The following is a 17,211-nucleotide window of genomic DNA, read 5'->3' as shown; positions in this document are numbered from 1 at the left end:
TTATGACCTGATAGCACCTTCAATATTTTCCCCAATACTCGCTGCTGTTCTTCGAGATTACTACTTCCTTTTTTATCCAATATCTCCCAATAGATTGGGATGGCTCTCTTGTCATAAATTAGACTCACCATCAAGATATTAATTGCTCCCCAACTCGTTCGGTCTATGGCAATATATACTAATCCTTTTATTGTGAATCTCTCCTGCTGTTTTAACATCTCTTTTAAGCAGAGAAACCAGATTTTTTCAATATTCAGAATTTCCAGCTTTAAAAATCTTTTTAGTTTTTTTCTCCGACTCTCAAACAGGATTGGTATTGGTAAGGCTTCAGCTAATATCTCTAACTTTGCTTGCTTCAATATTTGCCAGGTTCCAACTACCATTAACAACAGTAGATATCTGGCTCGCCCCAGTTCATTTTCTAACACTTTCTGGTATAGTTCACTTATCATTTTCGTTATTTAGGTCATATATGGTAAATATGACTTATCTTTTTTTGGAGTCTGTGTCTGTATTCCATGCTACATAAGCTTTTCAGCTGGCTTGTCCCCCTGTCAGTTGGTATCGTCATCTAGATTTTCCTGAATTTCTTTAAAGGCACGAGGAAACTCGATTTCAATCATTTTACACATTTCTTGGCGCGATTTATTCGTCAAAGTTTCACTCATGGATTTAGAAATGCGAACAACTCCACTTTCAGAGAACCAAAACTCTCTTTTTTCATCTTCGTAAAAATCTACTCCTATTTTTAAAGGACGAACTTCTGTTTTAGTATTTTTGATTACCTTAGCAAGTTCTTCATCATCAACTTTCAAAGATGAAGATTCGTGGAGTTTAAGATTATTGAATGTTTGATTTAGCTTGGCTCCATTAGTTTTTAAAATTCGCCGCAAACTCTGTTTATGAATCATAGCCACTCCTTGATAAACTTTAATTTCGCCAGAGTCAGCCAATTCATTAAAAATTAATTTTCGTGCCAAAGAGCGACGAATTTTTTGATCGTGTTTAGTAAAAAATTCTCTAAATCTGTATAAAATTCCTCGCTTTTCATGCTGATCAATATAGGAAGCAATTTTTAAAGCACCTTCAAAAGAAAACACTCTAACTTTATCTTTTTTGTTGACAAATTGATAATCGACACCTTCAACTAAATCCCAATCATCATTAGGATCAGCATCAAAAATATCAACAATTTTGTCTAGTTTTTCAAGAGTAATAGAAAACCATTGAGCTAATTCGGTATCCCGGATCAGGAAGGTATTTGCTTTCTGAGGCATGATTATTTTATCTCCGTGGTGATAGACTTATACATGACAGTTAAACAATCAAAAACTTCTGCGTCTCCTGTTTCTTGGTTATCGGGATGATAGATCTTAGAAAGACGATAATAGGCATTTTTAATGTCTTCCTTGCTGGCAGTTTTTGGATCAAGCTCGAAAACACGATAGGGATAAAAATATTTAAATATATTAATACCATTAATACAATGCTTACCTGTTTCCCCATCTTCTTCTGGTAAAATACCTACATACTCTCTGTAAATTTTTTCCCAACTTTCTCGCTGAGATAAATTGATGTTATCAAAGGCTCTAGTAGCCATTTGAAACATACTCGATTTTTTTAGTTCTGTGGTATTGCTAACCTCAAAATAGGCATAAACTGCCTGTTTAAGTTGCGTTAGAGTTAAAGGTTTAACTTTTGAGCCTGTGGTGGTGGTGGCTGTAGTTTTTGATTTAGTTAACGATGGTTTAGGAGACTTTTTACGGTGGTTTTTGATGACAAAATCGGCAAAATCTTCGAGAATACGACTTTCGATCGAGTATTGCTCACAGATATGACTAATCTGCTCTAAAATGAGCGAGTTAAGAGGATTAGTGGTCATAATTTCCCTAAGAAGCTGCAAAAAACATAGCCTTTCTTATCAAGATGAAGTGTAGGCTAATTTGGTATGAACGACCGACGACTGACTCCCGAAAACTTCCTATCCTAAATTAATACCACAGCAGTGGCCACTTTGTCATGTGGTTAATCATAAAAAAATTGCGGGCATAAGCTAAACGGCTTTTACTTCGGATCACCGATATAGACTCCAAAAGGGTTATAGCTGTTGGATCATGCAGGTTAAGCGCCGTTTAGCTTATTACAGATTTAAGTCAATAAATGGGCAGCCGTTTAGCTAGGCAGTCATTCTAAAGATAAGATTCCCGAGAGCGATGGTAAAGTTGAGACTAGAATTGAGGGGACAGTCGGGAAATTTTTACCTAATCAAGAAAAGATGGCTCTCTGAGTCTTTGGGTGAAAAATGTTCACCACGTCACATTATGCACGGAAGCTTTCATAGGTGGCAACTTAAGCAAGAAGCTTAATTATCAAGAGTAGCTGATCATCCAAGGGGAAGGACGTAAAAAATGGTAAAATAAGGCGGATAAATCTAAAAATAATCCTAATTCCTACACCTACTATTTTTTTAGGTTTCAGAGGGAAAGTAACCAAACAGTTTTTTATAATCAGAGGCCAGATATCCTCGGTGAAAAAAACCTAATTCTTCAGCAATTTCATAAATTAATTTTGTCTGATTATTTTGGTTAAGAGATTGATGTAGAGCATTAAGACGAAGCAATTTAAAATAATTGTAAGGAGACATTTGATAGAAGTCTTTAAATATATATTCTAAGGTGCGTTGACTTACTTCTAAGTCTTGACAAATCGCTGGAATAGTAAGATCAGAACGCAGATTTTTTCTCATCATTTCTTCTGCTTTTTTGAGGATAGAGGTGCGTCTGATAGTGTTTTTAGGAGTTGTAATATCTTTGGTTACTGCTAAAGTCAAAAGAAAATCTTTGACAATTTCTTTTTTTAATTTTTGCCTGACAAAATTTAATCTTAATGCTTTTCTTTGCCCAGATATTTGTTGACGATCTAAATTAAATAGCATTTGATAAAGTTGATGACAAGATTGTTGGAGATGACGAATTTTTTCCGATGGGCAAATCACAATAGAAGAAGCGGAAGAATTTAAAAACTTTTTTGCTTCTGGTAGCTCTAAAGTTTGGCACAATTGTTGCAGATAATTATCATGAACGTAAAGCTGAAAACGATTGGAAAAAGGATGTTGAAAAACGGAAATTTCTGATTTAGGGGGGATAATCCCCAGATAGTTATTTTCTAATGGATACAAATTTTGGAAGAAGACAGAATTCACCTGAACAGGAATCGCAAAAACCCACATTTTAGAATGGATTACTCCCGCAACATTCGTTAAACAATTACGTTGCGATAATTCTAACATCACTTCATCGATGATGATCCTTGAAAGATACCCTTCAAAATGATCACCACTGAGTTGTAAAGCATCTACGTTGAGAAATTCTCGATTCTGAAAATAGCGAGAAAAGTCACAAACATATTCACTTTTAAAGGTTAATTCCTGAGAATTAATTAAAATATTGGTTTTATTGTCAAAAATAAACATCTATATATAACTATTTGGTTATTGAGTAAAGTTAAAATTTTTTTGCCCATCAATTTAAAAACTTGCGTTTTTCGGATCATCTTAGCATAGAGGACTGAGTAGTATTGAGTTACAGCAGAGTTGATTTGTTAAGTCCATCAGTGTAATCCAGGTTAAATCTCTCATCTCTCATCTCACCTTTGTAACTCCTAAATCAGGTTTTTATGTCAAGCTATTTTGAAAGCCTTGCTAGAAACCAGTTTTAGGGATAAGTATAATTACTCACTTGTATAAATGAGATGCTCCCATCTCTCAAATCTCTCACTTTTTTCCGTTATCAATTACTAAGGAGATTTCGATGGCTAAACAATATATGCCACTTGAAGATTGGTCTGGAACTGTGGTATTCGGTGGAGAAATTCCTCAATTACGTCCCCCGGCATTTTCTGACGACTCAAAATATACCACATTTAGCTATACCCATTATCTAGAGGGATTGGAAATTTCCGATAGCTATATCTATGATCCAGGAGGATCAGAAATTTCCGAAGCTGTTGCTAGGGAAATCGCTACGTTCGCCGTTCCCCCGACAAATTATCCAAGGAGATTGGAAATTTCCGATAGCTATACCTATGATCTAGAGGGATCAGAAATTTCCGAAGCTGTTGCTGGGGAAATCGCTACGTTCGCCGTTCCCCCGACAAATTATCCAGGGAGATTGGAAATTTTCGAAGCTGTTGCCCCTAATATTAGCACTCGTTTCTATGCCATCGAAGCAACTATTGATTTCTCCAAAGCTAAAGGGGACTTACAAGGTGTTCTGATGGCGCAGGGTGGATATTTTGGTGGACATAGTTTCTACATCTATCAGGGAAAACTATGTTATGTCTATAACTGGTTAGGACAACAACAGAAGATCACCTGTGATCTTCCTCGTCTTAGTAGCGAGGTGACACTCAAAGTTGAATTTGCCAAACCAAAGATAATCGCCCCTTCCGATGAAAAGTTGGGTGACAGCACAATAGATAATATGAAACTGTATATTAATAACATCGAACAAAATGTCGATATTATAAGAACTTTATCAAATCATACTCCTAACTTCCTAACTAAATATAAACACGAGATTCCTTACGAGTTTCAAGGTGCGAAGCTGCAAAGAATTATCGTTACCATTACCGATGATATTATACTAAATCCGTTGAGTAAAGGCTAGTTATGAGGAGAGGCAAAAGGCAACCCCCCCGACGTCGGGGGGTTGATTCATAGTAGGGTTGATTCATGAATCAACCCTACCTTGATCCCCCCTTAATCCTAGGGCGTTGACAATCCCCGCACTAAAGCGACGGGGATTCTTGGTTCAAAGAGATTACTTGCGTAAAATCGGTCAACTAGAAATGACGGGAAACGATTTTTTCGATGGTTGCTTGGGTATCCTGCAGCAGTTTCTCGCGACTATCGCTAGTATTAGTCAGACTAGGCACGAGATTACGAGCTTGTAAAGCCATGTGAAGCTGTAGTTGAGCTACATACTCGCGGATATCTTCACGGGTTTCCGATTGGTTAGGATGAAACATAGAGAAACTGGAAAGGTCTGTCTAGCTGATGGTGTCTTGTCGACAACTCCTATACAAGTTATCACGAGAGCTTAGGTTCCAGTCAAGGGTCGGCCGCAACTCTACACATTTCTCAACACAACTTATCTCTCTTTCATCAATCTAAGAGAGTTAAAAGGAGAAGAAAAGCCTGAAACCGATACAGAGACTATGGTTAAGCCTAGACCCGCCCAACGGTCAAATCTGTAGATATTTACTGTGAATTGTCCAAAAACTTATTTTGAAAAGCGAGATGCGCCTTTTAAGCATCTCCACATCAGCTTAATAAGCGAGCTTAATAGAAGTAGTTAGGGTTTGCGGCAAAAAGTTTTTCGTGGGGACAGGGGGGTTGGGGGGGTTTTGCCTTTTGCCTGTTGCCTGTCTTCATAAGTAGCATATGCTCAACGGATTTAGTATTACTTGTGCAACAATGGTAATTCACCTCAGACAGTGATGCAATTCAGACTTGAATTGGCCTCAGCGCCTCTCGAACCTAGGAAATTAATTTGGCACGACTACTTAATTTCTACGGGTTCTAAATTATCAGCAGGAGTAAAACCAAAGAGACGGGAATAAAAATAAAATTCTGCATCTAATGCTCGTTTTATCGATTCAGCTTGACGAAATCCATGTTGTTCTCCCGCAAAGGGAACGTAAGCGACGGGTAAACCTTTTGCTTTTAAAGCTTGTACCATCATTTCCGCTTGATTGGGTGGAACCACTCGGTCTTCTAAACCTTGGAAAAAGATCACTGGACAGGATAACTGACTGGTAAAATGAATAGGCGATCGCTGATAGTAAATTTCCTTTTCTTCAGGATAAAGTCCCACCAATTTATCTAAATATCTCGACTCGAATTTATGGGTATCGGTGGCTAAAACCTCTAAATCACTAACTCCGTAATAACTAGCTCCTGCTTTAAAAGTATCATGAAAAGTTAAGGCCGCTAAAGTTGTATAACCGCCGGCGCTGCCTCCGGAAATTGCCAATCTTTCCCCATCGACTAATCCCTGATTAACCAAATATTTTGCCCCGTTGATGCAGTCTTCCACATCGACAATTCCCCAATTTCCCAGCAAACGCTGACGATATTGACGACCATAACCCGTACTACCGCCATAATTAACATCTAGATAGCCAAAGCCGCGACTGGTCCAGTATTGCACTCGCAGACTTAAACTAGAGGTAGCCGCGGCCGTCGGTCCACCGTGACTTTTGACTAAAAGGGGCGGTAATTCGCCATTGGGGGCGGTATAATCGGGGTTTTTGGGGGGATAATACCAAGCAGATGCAGTTAGTCCCTGACTGGTGGGAAAAGCAATCATTTCCGGAATCGAGAAATAATCGCTAGAAATAGTTAAATTACTGGAAGATTTGAGGACTTCTCTCGTTCCTGTGGCTAAATCCACTGAGATAACCGCCGTTACTTCCTTGAAAGAACCGCCAATAAAAACTATTTTGTTATCGCTAACTTGTAGGGAAGAAATGTTAGTATCAGCAGTGATAATTTCTTGGAATTCTCGATTAACAGTATCGATACTTCCTAAATACCAACGACCATCTTTTGTATAGCTACAAATAATCTTTGATTCCCCAGCAAAGCCGTAGTTAGATAAACCAAAAACCCAATGAGGATAGGCAAATTCAGCCTCTATCGGTTCGAGAACTGGTTCGATTTGTTCATCGTAGTTAAAGCAATAAAAGTTCCAGAAATTATTGCGATCGCTGGTAAAATATAAATGTTGATCGGCGGACCAGTGCGGTTCACACACCGACTCATTTTCACCACCAGCAATGACCCGAATATTACTCAAATAAAGATGATTAATATCGGCCACCCAGAGAAAAGAACTATCCCAGGGCATATTAGGATGATTCCAACTAATCCAAGCTAATCGAGAACCGTCGGCACTTAAGCGAGGAGAGGTATAAAAATCATCGCCTGATACTAAAGTTTCTATGTTTCCTGTATCCACATCGATGCTGACAATACTATTAACTGGTTCTCGATCTTTTTGGCTATGATCTTCACAAACACAGATTAAACGATTGCCAAATTGATTGAGAATTAAATCCGCATAACGACAGGAATTTTCTGGGGTTAGAGGTTGGGGGAAACTATCAGCAGTTTGGCGATAAATTCTTTGGTCAGCAAAATTACAAAAATAGATAATTCCAGCGACAATTAGATAGGAACCTCCCCCGTATTCATGGACACGAGTTCTTACATTAAAAGGTGCTGGAGTGATGTCTGTAGTTGTGCCGTCGGGGTTTAATTTAACTAAAACATTTCGCCCCTTTTCCTGTGGTCTGCCTTCTAACCAATAAATATCTTCTCCATCTAGGGTTACACCACCAAGACTAATCGATGCTGCCACAATTAGATCGGAGGTAATCGGTGATTTCCAGGAACCGTAAGCTGATATTTGATGAGACATTTTCGACTAAAGCAGTGATTCTAATGGTGAACTAACTTGATCAGGAACGCTGATAAATTAAGAGAATTCCGAGTAAACAGGACAAGGTAGGGATTGGTTGCATCCCTACCTAACTCTCTGTTTTTCTGCAATCGGAGCGGCGGGATTCGAACCCACGACCCCTACTACCCCAAAGTAGTGCGCTACCAAGCTGCGCTACGCCCCGATATTGAACCTTAACCATCATAGCGATAATCGCAGCATTTTGCAAGCTTTTTTTTTCTTCCTTTCTCCCCCATTCCCGGAATTAGCGGCCAGCTATCTAGCTAATTGGGGAATACGTCCTTTTAGTCCCGTCATTAATTGCAGGGCAAACAATTTCAACGGGGGGAAACCGCGCATAATTGCCAATCCGAGACGACGGATGACAACGATAGGCGGCCAGTTATTGGAGAACAGGCGATCTAGAAAATCCGTGAAGCCTAAAATCGCTAAATTCTCCGATCTACGCCATTTTTCGTAGGATTTTAGGGTAGAAAGCGCTCCTATATCCCCTTGCTTTTCCACTGCTTCCTTTAATACCTGCGCTAAAGCGGCTGCGTCGCGAATGCCTAAATTTAAACCTTGACCACCGACGGGATGACAACAGTGAGCGGCATCACCAATTAAAGCCAGTCGGGGTTTAACATAAGTATCACTCTGCATTAACTGTACGGGAAAGAGAGCGCGGGGGCTAACTAATTCGAGTTTTCCCAGTAATCCCCCCGTATATGCTTCTAATTTCTTGATAAATTCCGCTTCGGGCATTTCTTGCAGTTTTTTCGCTTCCCCATGGGGATTTGTCCAAACGATCTGACAGCGATTACCCTGGAGCGGTAAAATGCCCATCGGACCGGTGGGCCAAAATCTTTCAAAGGCGGTATCGTTGCGATCGAGTTGATGTTTAATGGTGAAAGCGACACAGGATTGCCAATATTTCCAACCTTTGGTTTTAATTTGCGCCCCTTGCCGGATAGCGGATCTGGCTCCATCGGCCCCGATGACTAATTTTGTGGTGATTTTTCGGGTTTGACCGGCTTCTTCCAGGGTGACAGTGGCTGTTTCTGCTCCGTACTCCACTTCTAACACTTTGGCAGGGGATAACCAGTCAATGCGATCGCAATCTTGGCCAGCATTGTGCAGGGCGGTTAAAATCACTTGATGTTCGCCCACATAGCCCAAATAATCGGTTTTTAGCTCATCGACCACAAAGGGGACAAAAATCGGGTAATCGGCATCAGAAAGGCGAATATGACGAAATTTACCGATACTGGGCGAGATTTTATCCCAGATACCCAAGCCTGTAAAAATCTGGCTCGACATCAGCGAGAGGGCATAAGCTTGACGACGGGAGGCGGCCACCTCTAGGGGACGTTCCTCGATCATAGCGATATTTAATCCTGTATTTTTTAAGGCCACCGCTAGGGTGGTTCCGACTATACCACCCCCGACAATGATTAAATCGTAGCTGTCCCGTCCTAACATATAAATATTTTTCTCAAAGATCATCAATGACTACAATGATCTATTCTGACACGATTTTCGGGGTTGCTGTCGGGTTTGATTCTCTTGACCCTACCTACCATAGACTTTAAAGGGTTTTGTCCGTCGCTGAGAGTTTCGGGTTATCGCTCTTCCTGGAGTTTCGGAAGGGCGATAACAAGCTGCTACAAGCCCTGTTAGCTGATGCTCCTGCTACGCCAGTCTTCCTCGATACCCCGACGGGTAATCTGGCGGTGCTGGCACTTGCCCGCCGTTGGGGATATGTTTGGGGCAACAAACCGAGAACTTGGCTAAAGACATAACCCGCAAGATCAAGTTTTTTTAACTCTCATCAGATGCGAATGCGTCAAGGCTTTTTTGAGTCCAATTGTCCAGAGCAGTATTGATAGAGTTAAAAACTCCCATTGTTTCGAGCATATTCTCCTGCAACTTTTCTTGAAGTTCGCTAAAAATACTGGTTTGGACATTGAATAGATCATCTACTTTTTGAGCGCCCTTTAAGATATCTAGATACTTGGCTGTAGTTTCTAGATAGAGGCGCATCAATTCTGCTTGCTTTAGTCCGAGACTGGTCATCGAACTTACATAAATTTCACCCAAGTCCTTAAAAGAATCAGAGGTTGCCTGTAAATTCACCAGCTTCAGTTGGCTTTGAAATAGTTCATTAATACTATCAGTATAAACTTCCCCCAATTCTTTGGTCAAGCTTAGATAACCCTTGCTTAGTTCAGCGAAGGCGCTGGGGTTAACAAAACTTGTTAACATGGCATCCATCGCGTTCACATTAGTGGCCGTAATATTCTTGAAGGACTCTATTGCCAATTTGTTCGAGTCAATCCACTGTTTAACTAGCTCGTTTTGCATGGTAGTTTCCTCGTAAACTGCTTAATGTATTTCTCTGTCTGTGCCAGCAAAAAGATTAAATTATTGAGGGCGCGGTTCGGCCAACCGTTCTAACATAGCGACAATTGCCCTCATCTGGGGAGACTCTCTAGTATAAAAGACAGGATTATCTGGGTCTGCACTAGAATATCCCCAAAAATCCCAGCATCCCTGGGGATTGTAAGGGATTGATGCTGACGGTTCAACCTGGGGATATAGGACAATTATCCTATTGGTATCAGCTATTTCATTGTAACCGGTTTTAGTGTAGTAAGTATCATCAATTTCTGTTGCCCCCTGTTTGCAACCATGAATAGCTACATGAACTTTGCAGCTTTCTTTTTTACAGGCTTCAGGTACATAAACATAAGCCTCCCGACTCATACTCGTCTTTTTACCGTCAATAAACTCGTTCTGGTCAAACCGAATAATCTTGCCACTTAATCTATTAGAGTCAACTGGTGGATTCAACTTGCCATAAATATGCCCTAAAATCCGATGGGATTGCATGAAATCGCAGTCGTTTATAAAGGGTGACTTAGTATCTGAACATGACACCCTAGACTCCTCGACAATTATGGCATGACCGGCATTGATATTCTTGTCGTATTTAATATTTTCTGAGGGCAAGCCGGCAGCTTGATAAAAATCTTTTACTTTGTCAACTACGACAGTTTTAACTACGCGATCATTTGAACCACTGAATAGATAGACTCGATCATCTTTTAAGTTGTTGAGATCGGCAATTTTGTTGGCACTGGCCAGTTTTTGAGCTTTTTTAAATAATCTTTTCCCATCCGGTCCTACTGACTCAGTCAGAGGATTCATGCAAGTTGATGTCGCTTGCTCGAAAAATTGCTCTGGATCCGTCTCGTAAGAACCTACACAATAAAAAGGACCGCCAGCAATAATACCTGCTCCTACCAGTCTATCTGAGTAGGCGACATGGAATTGAGCCGTCATGAAAGCCCCTGATGAAAGGCCAGAAACAGATGTTTGGCTTAAATCTGCCTGATAACCAGATAGCTTGGGTGCTTCCTCGGCCAAGACCGCCCCATTGAAGCTAAAAATACTAAAAATCAAAACAGCCAGTAGTTTTAATCCTGCCTTAATCATAAGACCTCTTGCAAAAATCGGAACCTATGATATTAAGATAAAGTCGAACAAGATCGAATGATATTAAGATAAAGTAAAACACATCGAACTTTGAAAACCCACTTGCCACTTCCCACTTTGCTGTACTTTTTAAACAGGATTTGGTATAACATATCTGGCTAATCTCTGGCAAGAGTGCCTCTCTTAACTAGGAAATCACCATGGAACTTGATCAACGAATAGCCGATTTTTATGACTCCTCTAGTGGACTGTGGGAAAGGATTTGGGGCGAACATATGCACCATGGTTACTACGGTCGGGGCGGCAAGATTAAACTCGATCGCCGTCAGGCACAAATTGATTTAATAGAAGAATTATTAACTTGGGGTGATGTCACCAGTGCTAATCAGATTCTCGATGTCGGTTGTGGCATTGGTGGCAGTAGCCTTTATCTGTCCGAAAAATTTCACAGCCAAGCGGTGGGGATTACCCTTTCCCCGGTACAAGCCGCTAGAGCCAGCCAAAGAGCGCAAGAGTTCAATTTAGAGGAACAAGTGAGTTTTTCTGTGGCTGATGCCCTAAAAACCCCCTTTCCTGAGAATAATTTTGATCTGGTCTGGTCTTTGGAAAGTGGCGAACATATGCCCGATAAAAGGCAATTTCTGCGGGAATGTTATCGGGTTTTGCAGCCCGGGGGGACTTTTTTGATGGCTACTTGGTGTCATCGTCCGACCACTTCCCTGGCTGGTAATTTAACGGAAGGAGAGATTAAACTATTAAACGAGATTTATCAGGTTTATTGTCTGCCATATGTGATTTCTTTGCCAGAATACGCCGATATTGCCTGTGAAGTTGGCTTTCAAGACCTAAAAACCGATGATTGGTCCCTATCGGTGGCCGCTTTTTGGGATGTGGTGATTGATTCGGCCCTAACCACAGATGCGATCGCAGGTTTGTTAGCAAGCGGTTATACTACTATCCAAGGGGCCTTATCTTTAGGGTTAATGCGGCGCGGTTACGAGTCGGGTTTAATTCGTTTTGGTTTACTGCAAGGGAAAAAATAATCAGCTTGGCGATGATTACAGTGCAGCGATTGATAATTAGGCGTTGTCAGATCAGAATAGGAAAGATGCAATGCAATCCTTGCTACCCTTCGACCCCTTCAACTCCTTCGACTTGGCTCAGGGCAAGTTGGCTCAGGGCAAGTCAAAGTAATTTGAGTTCCGGTGCTGATTCGGATCATCTTTCAATTTGACAACGCCAATTTTTCCCCAATCCAGTCTTTGACAATAGCTTGTAACGGTAAATCACGACGCTGACTTTCTTGCTCAAGAGCCTCTACCATCCATGAGGGAAACTCAAACGCAATTGTTTGTTCCTCGGAATTAGAACGTTTAATTTTAGTTAAATCCAAGTATTCGATGATATTTTCTCCATCATCAAATTTGCGGTCAAAATCTTCAGCTTTCATAAATTTCTACCTCTTCAGGTCTAGAGCGTCGGACTGAAATAATACGGATTTTGGTTTGACGATAGGTAACTACGGCTGACCAATGCTTACCTGCTATTATACCAATAACAACAAATCGTGGTTCATTTTCTGTTCGGGCTGGAATTTCGACTTTTTGGGAATCTAACCATAATACTTGAGCTTCAACAAAATCTAGACCATGTTTATTTTTGTTAGCTTGGCTTTTATTAGGATCAAATTCAAATTCCGGTTTTTTCATTCTCTTGGCTTCGTTTCCGTGACTGCATCTCAATTTGGTCGAAATATCTATAGGACATTTTGGGCGCACGCAGTTCGATAAACTCACTGACCACTAGGTACTCCTACCAGAATATTATGGTAGTGACTGTATCGGCAAAATTTATAGTACAATTGGGCTAATAAATTTTGGAATTCCCTTGCTGCTGTTATCAGTAAAAAGTTATCAGGTAGAACCCGAAGGGAGCGTCCCCAAGTAAAAGGGAAAGAGATATCACCTGACCATAATCTTGCTGGTTTTCTTGGATCTTGTCCGATGGCTCAGGGCAGATTTGAACTGCCGACCTTGGGCTTATGAGTCCCCTGCTCTGACCAACTGAGCTACTAAGCCGTTGTTTACACAGTTATCAATCATAACACACAATCACCCAATTGCACAAGAGCAAAAAAGGGAAGATTTTTTCTTCCCTTTCTGGGCATCTTTAACGTCTGCCTGGCAGGAAAGCGATGGGATTGACTGCTCCCTGGCCGGAGGGGTGAACCTCGAAATGTAGGTGGGGGCCGGTGCTAAAACCGGTGCTACCCATCTGGGCAATTGGCTCGCCTTGCTGAACAGTTTGGCCGCGACGCACCAACAGACGGCTGTTATGGGCATAGAGAGTGACGCTACCATCGGGGTGACGCAGTTTCACCAGATTGCCATAACCGCCAGAATTCCAACCGGAGGCGATTACTTCACCGGCGGCCGCCGCCACAATCGGGGTCCCCACTGGACCGGCGATATCGATGCCGCGATGAGGTCTGCCCCAGCGCCAACCGAAACCGGAGGTTAACACACCTCTGGTGGGCCAGATAAAGCCGGTAAAAATGGGGGCGGGATTAGGTAAATACTCATCGGGATTAGCGAGGGGAGGAAGGGAAGGTTCTACGGTTTCGCCGACGGGAATTCGTAGGCGGTCATTATATTCTTCCACATTGGTAGGAGCCGAACCGATAATCTGTGGGGGGGTGCTTTGGTTAGAACGAGAACGAAGGGCAGCCCATTGGGGATTAGGGGTTATTTGCCGATCATCGACGGTTTCTGCGGGATTATCGACGGGAATAGCGATACTTTTCTGGGTTTCCGAAAGGTTAGTTTCCCGCAGATTAGCCACCTCTTGGCGCAATCTTTCCCGATAGCTGCCGGTGATATTTTCGGGGAATTCTTCCGTCTCCGTGGTGGCGGTTGCGGCGGGCAAATTTTGTCGATTGCTGGGGTTAAAGGACAATCTCGGTCGATCGCCGACCAAGGGGGTAAGATTTTGATTAACTCTAGCGTTGGCAGAGCGGTCGGGAATCACTAGGGTTTGATTAACTTTAATCCGGTTGGGGTTGTCAATGCCGTTTTCCCTGGCTAATTCGGCGGGGGTGATGCCGAGAGCGCGAGCGATCGTGTTTAAGGTATCCCCTGGCCGAACCCGATAAACTTGGTTTTCTGGGGGAACTATGACCCGAGGATTGGGAACGGCGGGAATTTCAGTCACAGGAGCCGGATTTCGTAGGGCAACGCTGGGAATTTCCGGTCTGCTTGTCAAGGGAGGATTAACGGCAATTGTGGCTATCGGGCGATCGCTTTCAGGGGTGGGAACGGGAATCGGGATCACCTGGCTGGTTGGTCGGGGCGATTCTTCGGGAGCAATAACGGGAATCTCGACAGTGGTTGGCGAATTATCGGGAACGAGAGCGGTAGTTTCGGTGACGATTACTGTTTCCCCGGAATCGGACTGATGGGGGATTTCCTGGGTCCGTAGGGCGGCCAAACTTTCTTGGAGACGTTGACGGGTTTGACGCAGACTAGCAGAGGAACTATCCAACTGCTCAGGAGTTGCTGCCGGGGCTGCCGGGGGCAACTGCTCAGGAGTGGGAATTTTTAAGGTTTGTCCGATAATCAGATCGGATTGGGGGGGGAGATGATTGCGGGTAGCGATCGCTGTAGGGGTGGTTTGATAGGTGTCGGCTAAACTCCACAGGGATTCTCCCGGTTTTACCTGATGCTCAACCACTGATGTGGCGATGAATTTGACGGTAGCAAGTGCTTGGGATTGGATTATTTGCGGTTCTTTTAGTTTTTTACCCGCATCCTTGGCTTTTTGGGACAGGTCGATCACTTCCCATTCTAAGGGTACAGAATTGGCGGCCTGGGCTGATTCCGAGGTGGAGTTGAGAAGGCTAGGTACTCCCAGAGAGAGTGCTAATCCCAGTAGAGCAACTGAGTAACGGACTCGGTTAGACTCAGCGGTGCAATTCTGTTCTGGGGTAGCGGATGTCATGGGGTTGGGGATAAAAGTCTCTTTCAAACAGACCTCCTGTGGTGTAAAGAGTTAGCTAGAGCCAGTCGATGAAGCCGATGATTCTAGCTTTCAGCATTAGCCTTGAGGCTAGAGTAGAAGTTAGGCAACTTTCTTTTTAGTCAAAATACCTAAAGGTGACTTTTAGGAGAGATTAACTTAGATTTTGAAATTATGCAAGTCTCCCTCTGACTATTAGCATCGGGATCACGGCAAGTTGGTGACATTTTGAATGTCCAGATTGACGATGCTCTATCTCAGTTGTTCCAAGCTGATCAGCATTTTTGGTCTTGCCAATTTTTGCCAGTTTTTTCATAGAAATTTTTTATCTGTTTTGCAATTTACAAAGAAATTATTAATCATTCGCCGCTCGACAGGAAACAAGGGGCAACGATGGCTATTCAAGGTCAATACCGGATAAATAGGGTTTGCCGAAAAAATTTTTTCTGGGGGCAGGGTGTGGGGTGCGAGGTGTCGGTCGTCCATAGCAAATTAGGTTACACTTCGTCTTGATCAGAAAAAGGCTGTCATACTATTAGGGGTCGAGAAAATCGTCACCGACCTCCCCTCCCATTCAGAACCGTGCATGAGACTTTCACCTCACACGGCTCCTAGTTTGACGGTTCCCTTGTTAAGGATACAACTTGACATCTTTTTGTTGACCTTGTATTATCTGCATTAACATCGGGTGATGTCGAATTAGATGATTTTAGGCTTCCATCAGATGCCGATTTATCATCGTGACAGTGGCGGTGTAGTAATTGAAGGTTTTTATATTCATCCTTTCCGCCTAAGCTTATTGGGTGAATGTGGTCAACTTCAATTAAATCCGATGGGGTAAAATACTGCCCACATCGGCTACACTTGCCTTGTTGCTTCTTAAGTAGTTTGGCTACTCTTGTAGGTGTGTCAATTGCTTGTCCTCGTCTGGTCGCCCAGTAAGTCCAATTTCCGTCGTAGGGTGAAGCGTCGGCGCGTACTAGGGTATGTCTGACAATTGCTGTCCAATTATGTTTCCATAAATGGACACCATCTTTGGTTTGAAATAACCAAGATTCGTGTCTTTCTTTCCCATTGCTGAGTTTGACTGTACCCGGTCCAAAATATTTACTCAGCTTTTTGTAGTTCGCTTTACCGCATCTTGATACTGTCCATGCCCTTAACATTAACCAGATTGTGTAGTCTAGTTTATTGAAGGTATCTGTGGATACTACTCCTGAATAGTAGTTTGCCCATCCTCTAATGATTGGGTTTAATTGTCTAATCAGGGCTGATTGAGGTGCTGTTTTGTGTTTTTTGATTACACCTTTTATCGCTTCTGTGTGGGCTTTAACTGCTTTTTGGCTAGGTTTAATGTGGGTTAGGAATGTTTTAGGTATTCCTTTCGTTATTTTACCTGCTTTGTATTTTCCGGCTGGGTATTGTCTGATATTGAATCCTAGAAAGTCAAAACCGGGTTCTTCCGTTTTCCCATTATATTCAATGGGTTTGAGTGTGTGACACACTCTGGTTTTTTCTGGTTTGAGTTCTAATCCAATAGGCTTTAGCCATTCAGAAATGGCAGTTTGGCACTGTTCAATGATTTCGAGTGATGGTGAAATCACTACAAAATCATCGGCATATCTTATTAAAACAGCTTGATTTATCTTATTCTTTTTGGGGAATAGTATTTCAATTAATCTTGCCATTCCATCCAGTGCGATGTTGGCTAGTAGTGGACTTATTACCCCTCCTTAAGGTGTCCCTGTTTCTGTTTCTTCAAATACGCCGTTGTCCAATACTCCTGCTTTGAGCCATTGTTTAATATCTCTTTTCAGGGAGCTTGGACAGTGAATTTTAGACAGTAAAAAGTCGTGATTAATTCGGTCAAAACACTTGGCAATATCAGCATCTAATACAAAGTAGCTACTTTTATTAATGCTAAGGTATATCCTTGATATTGCGTCATGGGCAGACCTTCCGGGTCGGAAACCGTAGCTGGTTCCTTCCATCTTTGACTCCCATTCTGGTTCGAGTGCCGATTTAATCAACGCTTGTCTTGCTCTATCTTTGATCTGAGAGGGGGACAAGCGAGCTAGAAGGTAGATAGGGCAAGCGATATCGCTCTTTGTCCTTTGATGTAATCCTTCAACCGATAGCGGCTAATTTGCATTAACTCTTCTATATTTTTTTGGAACATTTGATGTAGCTGGAG

At 42.2% G+C, this 17,211-nt stretch carries 13 protein-coding genes, 2 tRNA genes and 3 pseudogenes; 3 read left to right on the top strand and 15 right to left on the bottom strand.

Translation table 11 applies throughout. From position 1 onward, the window contains the following. The 4 genes and pseudogenes from O9290_RS27265 to O9290_RS27250 all read right to left on the bottom strand — a co-directional run. Nucleotides 1-428, bottom strand: a pseudogene (locus O9290_RS27265) (IS4 family transposase); the annotation flags it as partial. Nucleotides 429-560: 132 nt separating this feature from the next. After that, a pseudogene (locus O9290_RS27260) lies at nucleotides 561-1,277 on the bottom strand (hypothetical protein); the annotation flags it as partial. A gap of 2 nt (nucleotides 1,278-1,279) precedes the next feature. Beyond that, nucleotides 1,280-1,882, bottom strand: a complete 603-nt coding sequence (locus tag O9290_RS27255; protein ID WP_008197935.1) for a J domain-containing protein — start codon at nucleotides 1,880-1,882, stop codon at nucleotides 1,280-1,282. A 585-nt stretch (nucleotides 1,883-2,467) separates the two neighbouring features. Beyond that, on the bottom strand, nucleotides 2,468-3,472 hold the full coding sequence (locus O9290_RS27250) for a helix-turn-helix domain-containing protein (RefSeq protein WP_288087727.1): 1,005 nt from the start codon (nucleotides 3,470-3,472) through the stop codon (nucleotides 2,468-2,470). Nucleotides 3,473-3,809: 337 nt separating this feature from the next. On the opposite strand from O9290_RS27250, the gene O9290_RS27245 reads away from it, so the two are divergent. After that, a complete protein-coding gene (locus O9290_RS27245) occupies nucleotides 3,810-4,667 on the top strand; it encodes a hypothetical protein (protein ID WP_288058514.1) in 858 nt (285 codons plus the stop codon). A 175-nt stretch (nucleotides 4,668-4,842) separates the two neighbouring features. On the opposite strand, the gene O9290_RS27240 is transcribed toward O9290_RS27245, so the two are convergent. The 4 genes from O9290_RS27240 to O9290_RS27225 form a co-directional block, all read right to left on the bottom strand. Further along, complete coding sequence (locus O9290_RS27240; protein ID WP_002759041.1) at nucleotides 4,843-5,028, bottom strand: hypothetical protein; 186 nt, start codon at nucleotides 5,026-5,028, stop codon at nucleotides 4,843-4,845. 533 nt (nucleotides 5,029-5,561) lie between these two features. Beyond that, nucleotides 5,562-7,484 (bottom strand): S9 family peptidase, encoded by a 1,923-nt coding sequence (locus tag O9290_RS27235; protein WP_288058512.1) that lies wholly within the window; start codon nucleotides 7,482-7,484, stop codon nucleotides 5,562-5,564. A 131-nt stretch (nucleotides 7,485-7,615) separates the two neighbouring features. Next, nucleotides 7,616-7,689 (bottom strand) — tRNA-Pro (locus O9290_RS27230). Between the two features lie 92 nt (nucleotides 7,690-7,781). Then, nucleotides 7,782-8,987: an FAD-dependent hydroxylase gene (locus O9290_RS27225; protein WP_288058518.1), complete on the bottom strand. Its 1,206-nt coding sequence runs from the start codon at nucleotides 8,985-8,987 to the stop codon at nucleotides 7,782-7,784. A gap of 116 nt (nucleotides 8,988-9,103) precedes the next feature. Between O9290_RS27225 and O9290_RS27220 the strand changes: the two genes are divergently transcribed. Further along, on the top strand, nucleotides 9,104-9,307 hold the full coding sequence (locus tag O9290_RS27220) for a hypothetical protein (RefSeq protein ID WP_288058510.1): 204 nt from the start codon (nucleotides 9,104-9,106) through the stop codon (nucleotides 9,305-9,307). Between the two features lie 19 nt (nucleotides 9,308-9,326). On the opposite strand, the gene O9290_RS27215 is transcribed toward O9290_RS27220, so the two are convergent. Both O9290_RS27215 and O9290_RS27210 read right to left on the bottom strand, forming a co-directional pair. Next, entirely contained in the window at nucleotides 9,327-9,869 is a 543-nt protein-coding gene (locus O9290_RS27215) for a phasin family protein (RefSeq protein ID WP_288058508.1), read from the bottom strand. Nucleotides 9,870-9,929: 60 nt separating this feature from the next. Then, entirely contained in the window at nucleotides 9,930-11,003 is a 1,074-nt protein-coding gene (locus O9290_RS27210) for an extracellular catalytic domain type 2 short-chain-length polyhydroxyalkanoate depolymerase (RefSeq protein WP_002759047.1), read from the bottom strand. A 200-nt stretch (nucleotides 11,004-11,203) separates the two neighbouring features. On the opposite strand from O9290_RS27210, the gene O9290_RS27205 reads away from it, so the two are divergent. After that, a complete protein-coding gene (locus O9290_RS27205) occupies nucleotides 11,204-12,046 on the top strand; it encodes a methyltransferase domain-containing protein (RefSeq protein WP_002759049.1) in 843 nt (280 codons plus the stop codon). Between the two features lie 182 nt (nucleotides 12,047-12,228). Here the strand turns inward: O9290_RS27205 and brnA are convergent, their stop codons facing one another. From brnA to O9290_RS27180, 5 genes and pseudogenes are all read right to left on the bottom strand, one after another. After that, complete coding sequence (gene brnA, locus O9290_RS27200) at nucleotides 12,229-12,453, bottom strand: type II toxin-antitoxin system BrnA family antitoxin (RefSeq protein WP_002759052.1); 225 nt, start codon at nucleotides 12,451-12,453, stop codon at nucleotides 12,229-12,231. Further along, nucleotides 12,443-12,712: a BrnT family toxin gene (locus O9290_RS27195; protein WP_002759054.1), complete on the bottom strand. Its 270-nt coding sequence runs from the start codon at nucleotides 12,710-12,712 to the stop codon at nucleotides 12,443-12,445. The genes brnA and O9290_RS27195 overlap by 11 nt, the downstream gene beginning before the upstream one ends. Before the next feature lie 295 nt (nucleotides 12,713-13,007). Beyond that, a tRNA-Met gene (locus O9290_RS27190) sits at nucleotides 13,008-13,081 on the bottom strand. 91 nt (nucleotides 13,082-13,172) lie between these two features. Then, on the bottom strand, nucleotides 13,173-14,999 hold the full coding sequence (locus tag O9290_RS27185; protein WP_288058506.1) for a peptidoglycan DD-metalloendopeptidase family protein: 1,827 nt from the start codon (nucleotides 14,997-14,999) through the stop codon (nucleotides 13,173-13,175). 629 nt (nucleotides 15,000-15,628) lie between these two features. Then, a pseudogene (locus O9290_RS27180) lies at nucleotides 15,629-17,071 on the bottom strand (group II intron reverse transcriptase); the annotation flags it as partial. Nucleotides 17,072-17,211 lie beyond the last annotated feature (140 nt).

This window comes from Microcystis sp. LE19-41.2A, from assembly GCF_027530405.1.
GTDB lineage: Bacteria > Cyanobacteriota > Cyanobacteriia > Cyanobacteriales > Microcystaceae > Microcystis > Microcystis aeruginosa.
This window is presented reverse-complemented; position numbering and strand designations above follow the sequence as displayed.

Coding starts and splice junctions, on each gene's coding strand:
- O9290_RS27255 (WP_008197935.1), bottom strand. CDS start 1,882: ATGACCACTAATCCTCTTAACTCGCTCATTTTAGAGCAGATTAGTCAT.
- O9290_RS27250 (WP_288087727.1), bottom strand. CDS start 3,472: ATGTTTATTTTTGACAATAAAACCAATATTTTAATTAATTCTCAGGAA.
- O9290_RS27245 (WP_288058514.1), top strand. CDS start 3,810: ATGGCTAAACAATATATGCCACTTGAAGATTGGTCTGGAACTGTGGTA.
- O9290_RS27240 (WP_002759041.1), bottom strand. CDS start 5,028: ATGTTTCATCCTAACCAATCGGAAACCCGTGAAGATATCCGCGAGTAT.
- O9290_RS27235 (WP_288058512.1), bottom strand. CDS start 7,484: ATGTCTCATCAAATATCAGCTTACGGTTCCTGGAAATCACCGATTACC.
- O9290_RS27225 (WP_288058518.1), bottom strand. CDS start 8,987: ATGTTAGGACGGGACAGCTACGATTTAATCATTGTCGGGGGTGGTATA.
- O9290_RS27215 (WP_288058508.1), bottom strand. CDS start 9,869: ATGCAAAACGAGCTAGTTAAACAGTGGATTGACTCGAACAAATTGGCA.
- O9290_RS27210 (WP_002759047.1), bottom strand. CDS start 11,003: ATGATTAAGGCAGGATTAAAACTACTGGCTGTTTTGATTTTTAGTATT.
- O9290_RS27205 (WP_002759049.1), top strand. CDS start 11,204: ATGGAACTTGATCAACGAATAGCCGATTTTTATGACTCCTCTAGTGGA.
- brnA (WP_002759052.1), bottom strand. CDS start 12,453: ATGAAAGCTGAAGATTTTGACCGCAAATTTGATGATGGAGAAAATATC.
- O9290_RS27195 (WP_002759054.1), bottom strand. CDS start 12,712: ATGAAAAAACCGGAATTTGAATTTGATCCTAATAAAAGCCAAGCTAAC.
- O9290_RS27185 (WP_288058506.1), bottom strand. CDS start 14,999: ATGACATCCGCTACCCCAGAACAGAATTGCACCGCTGAGTCTAACCGA.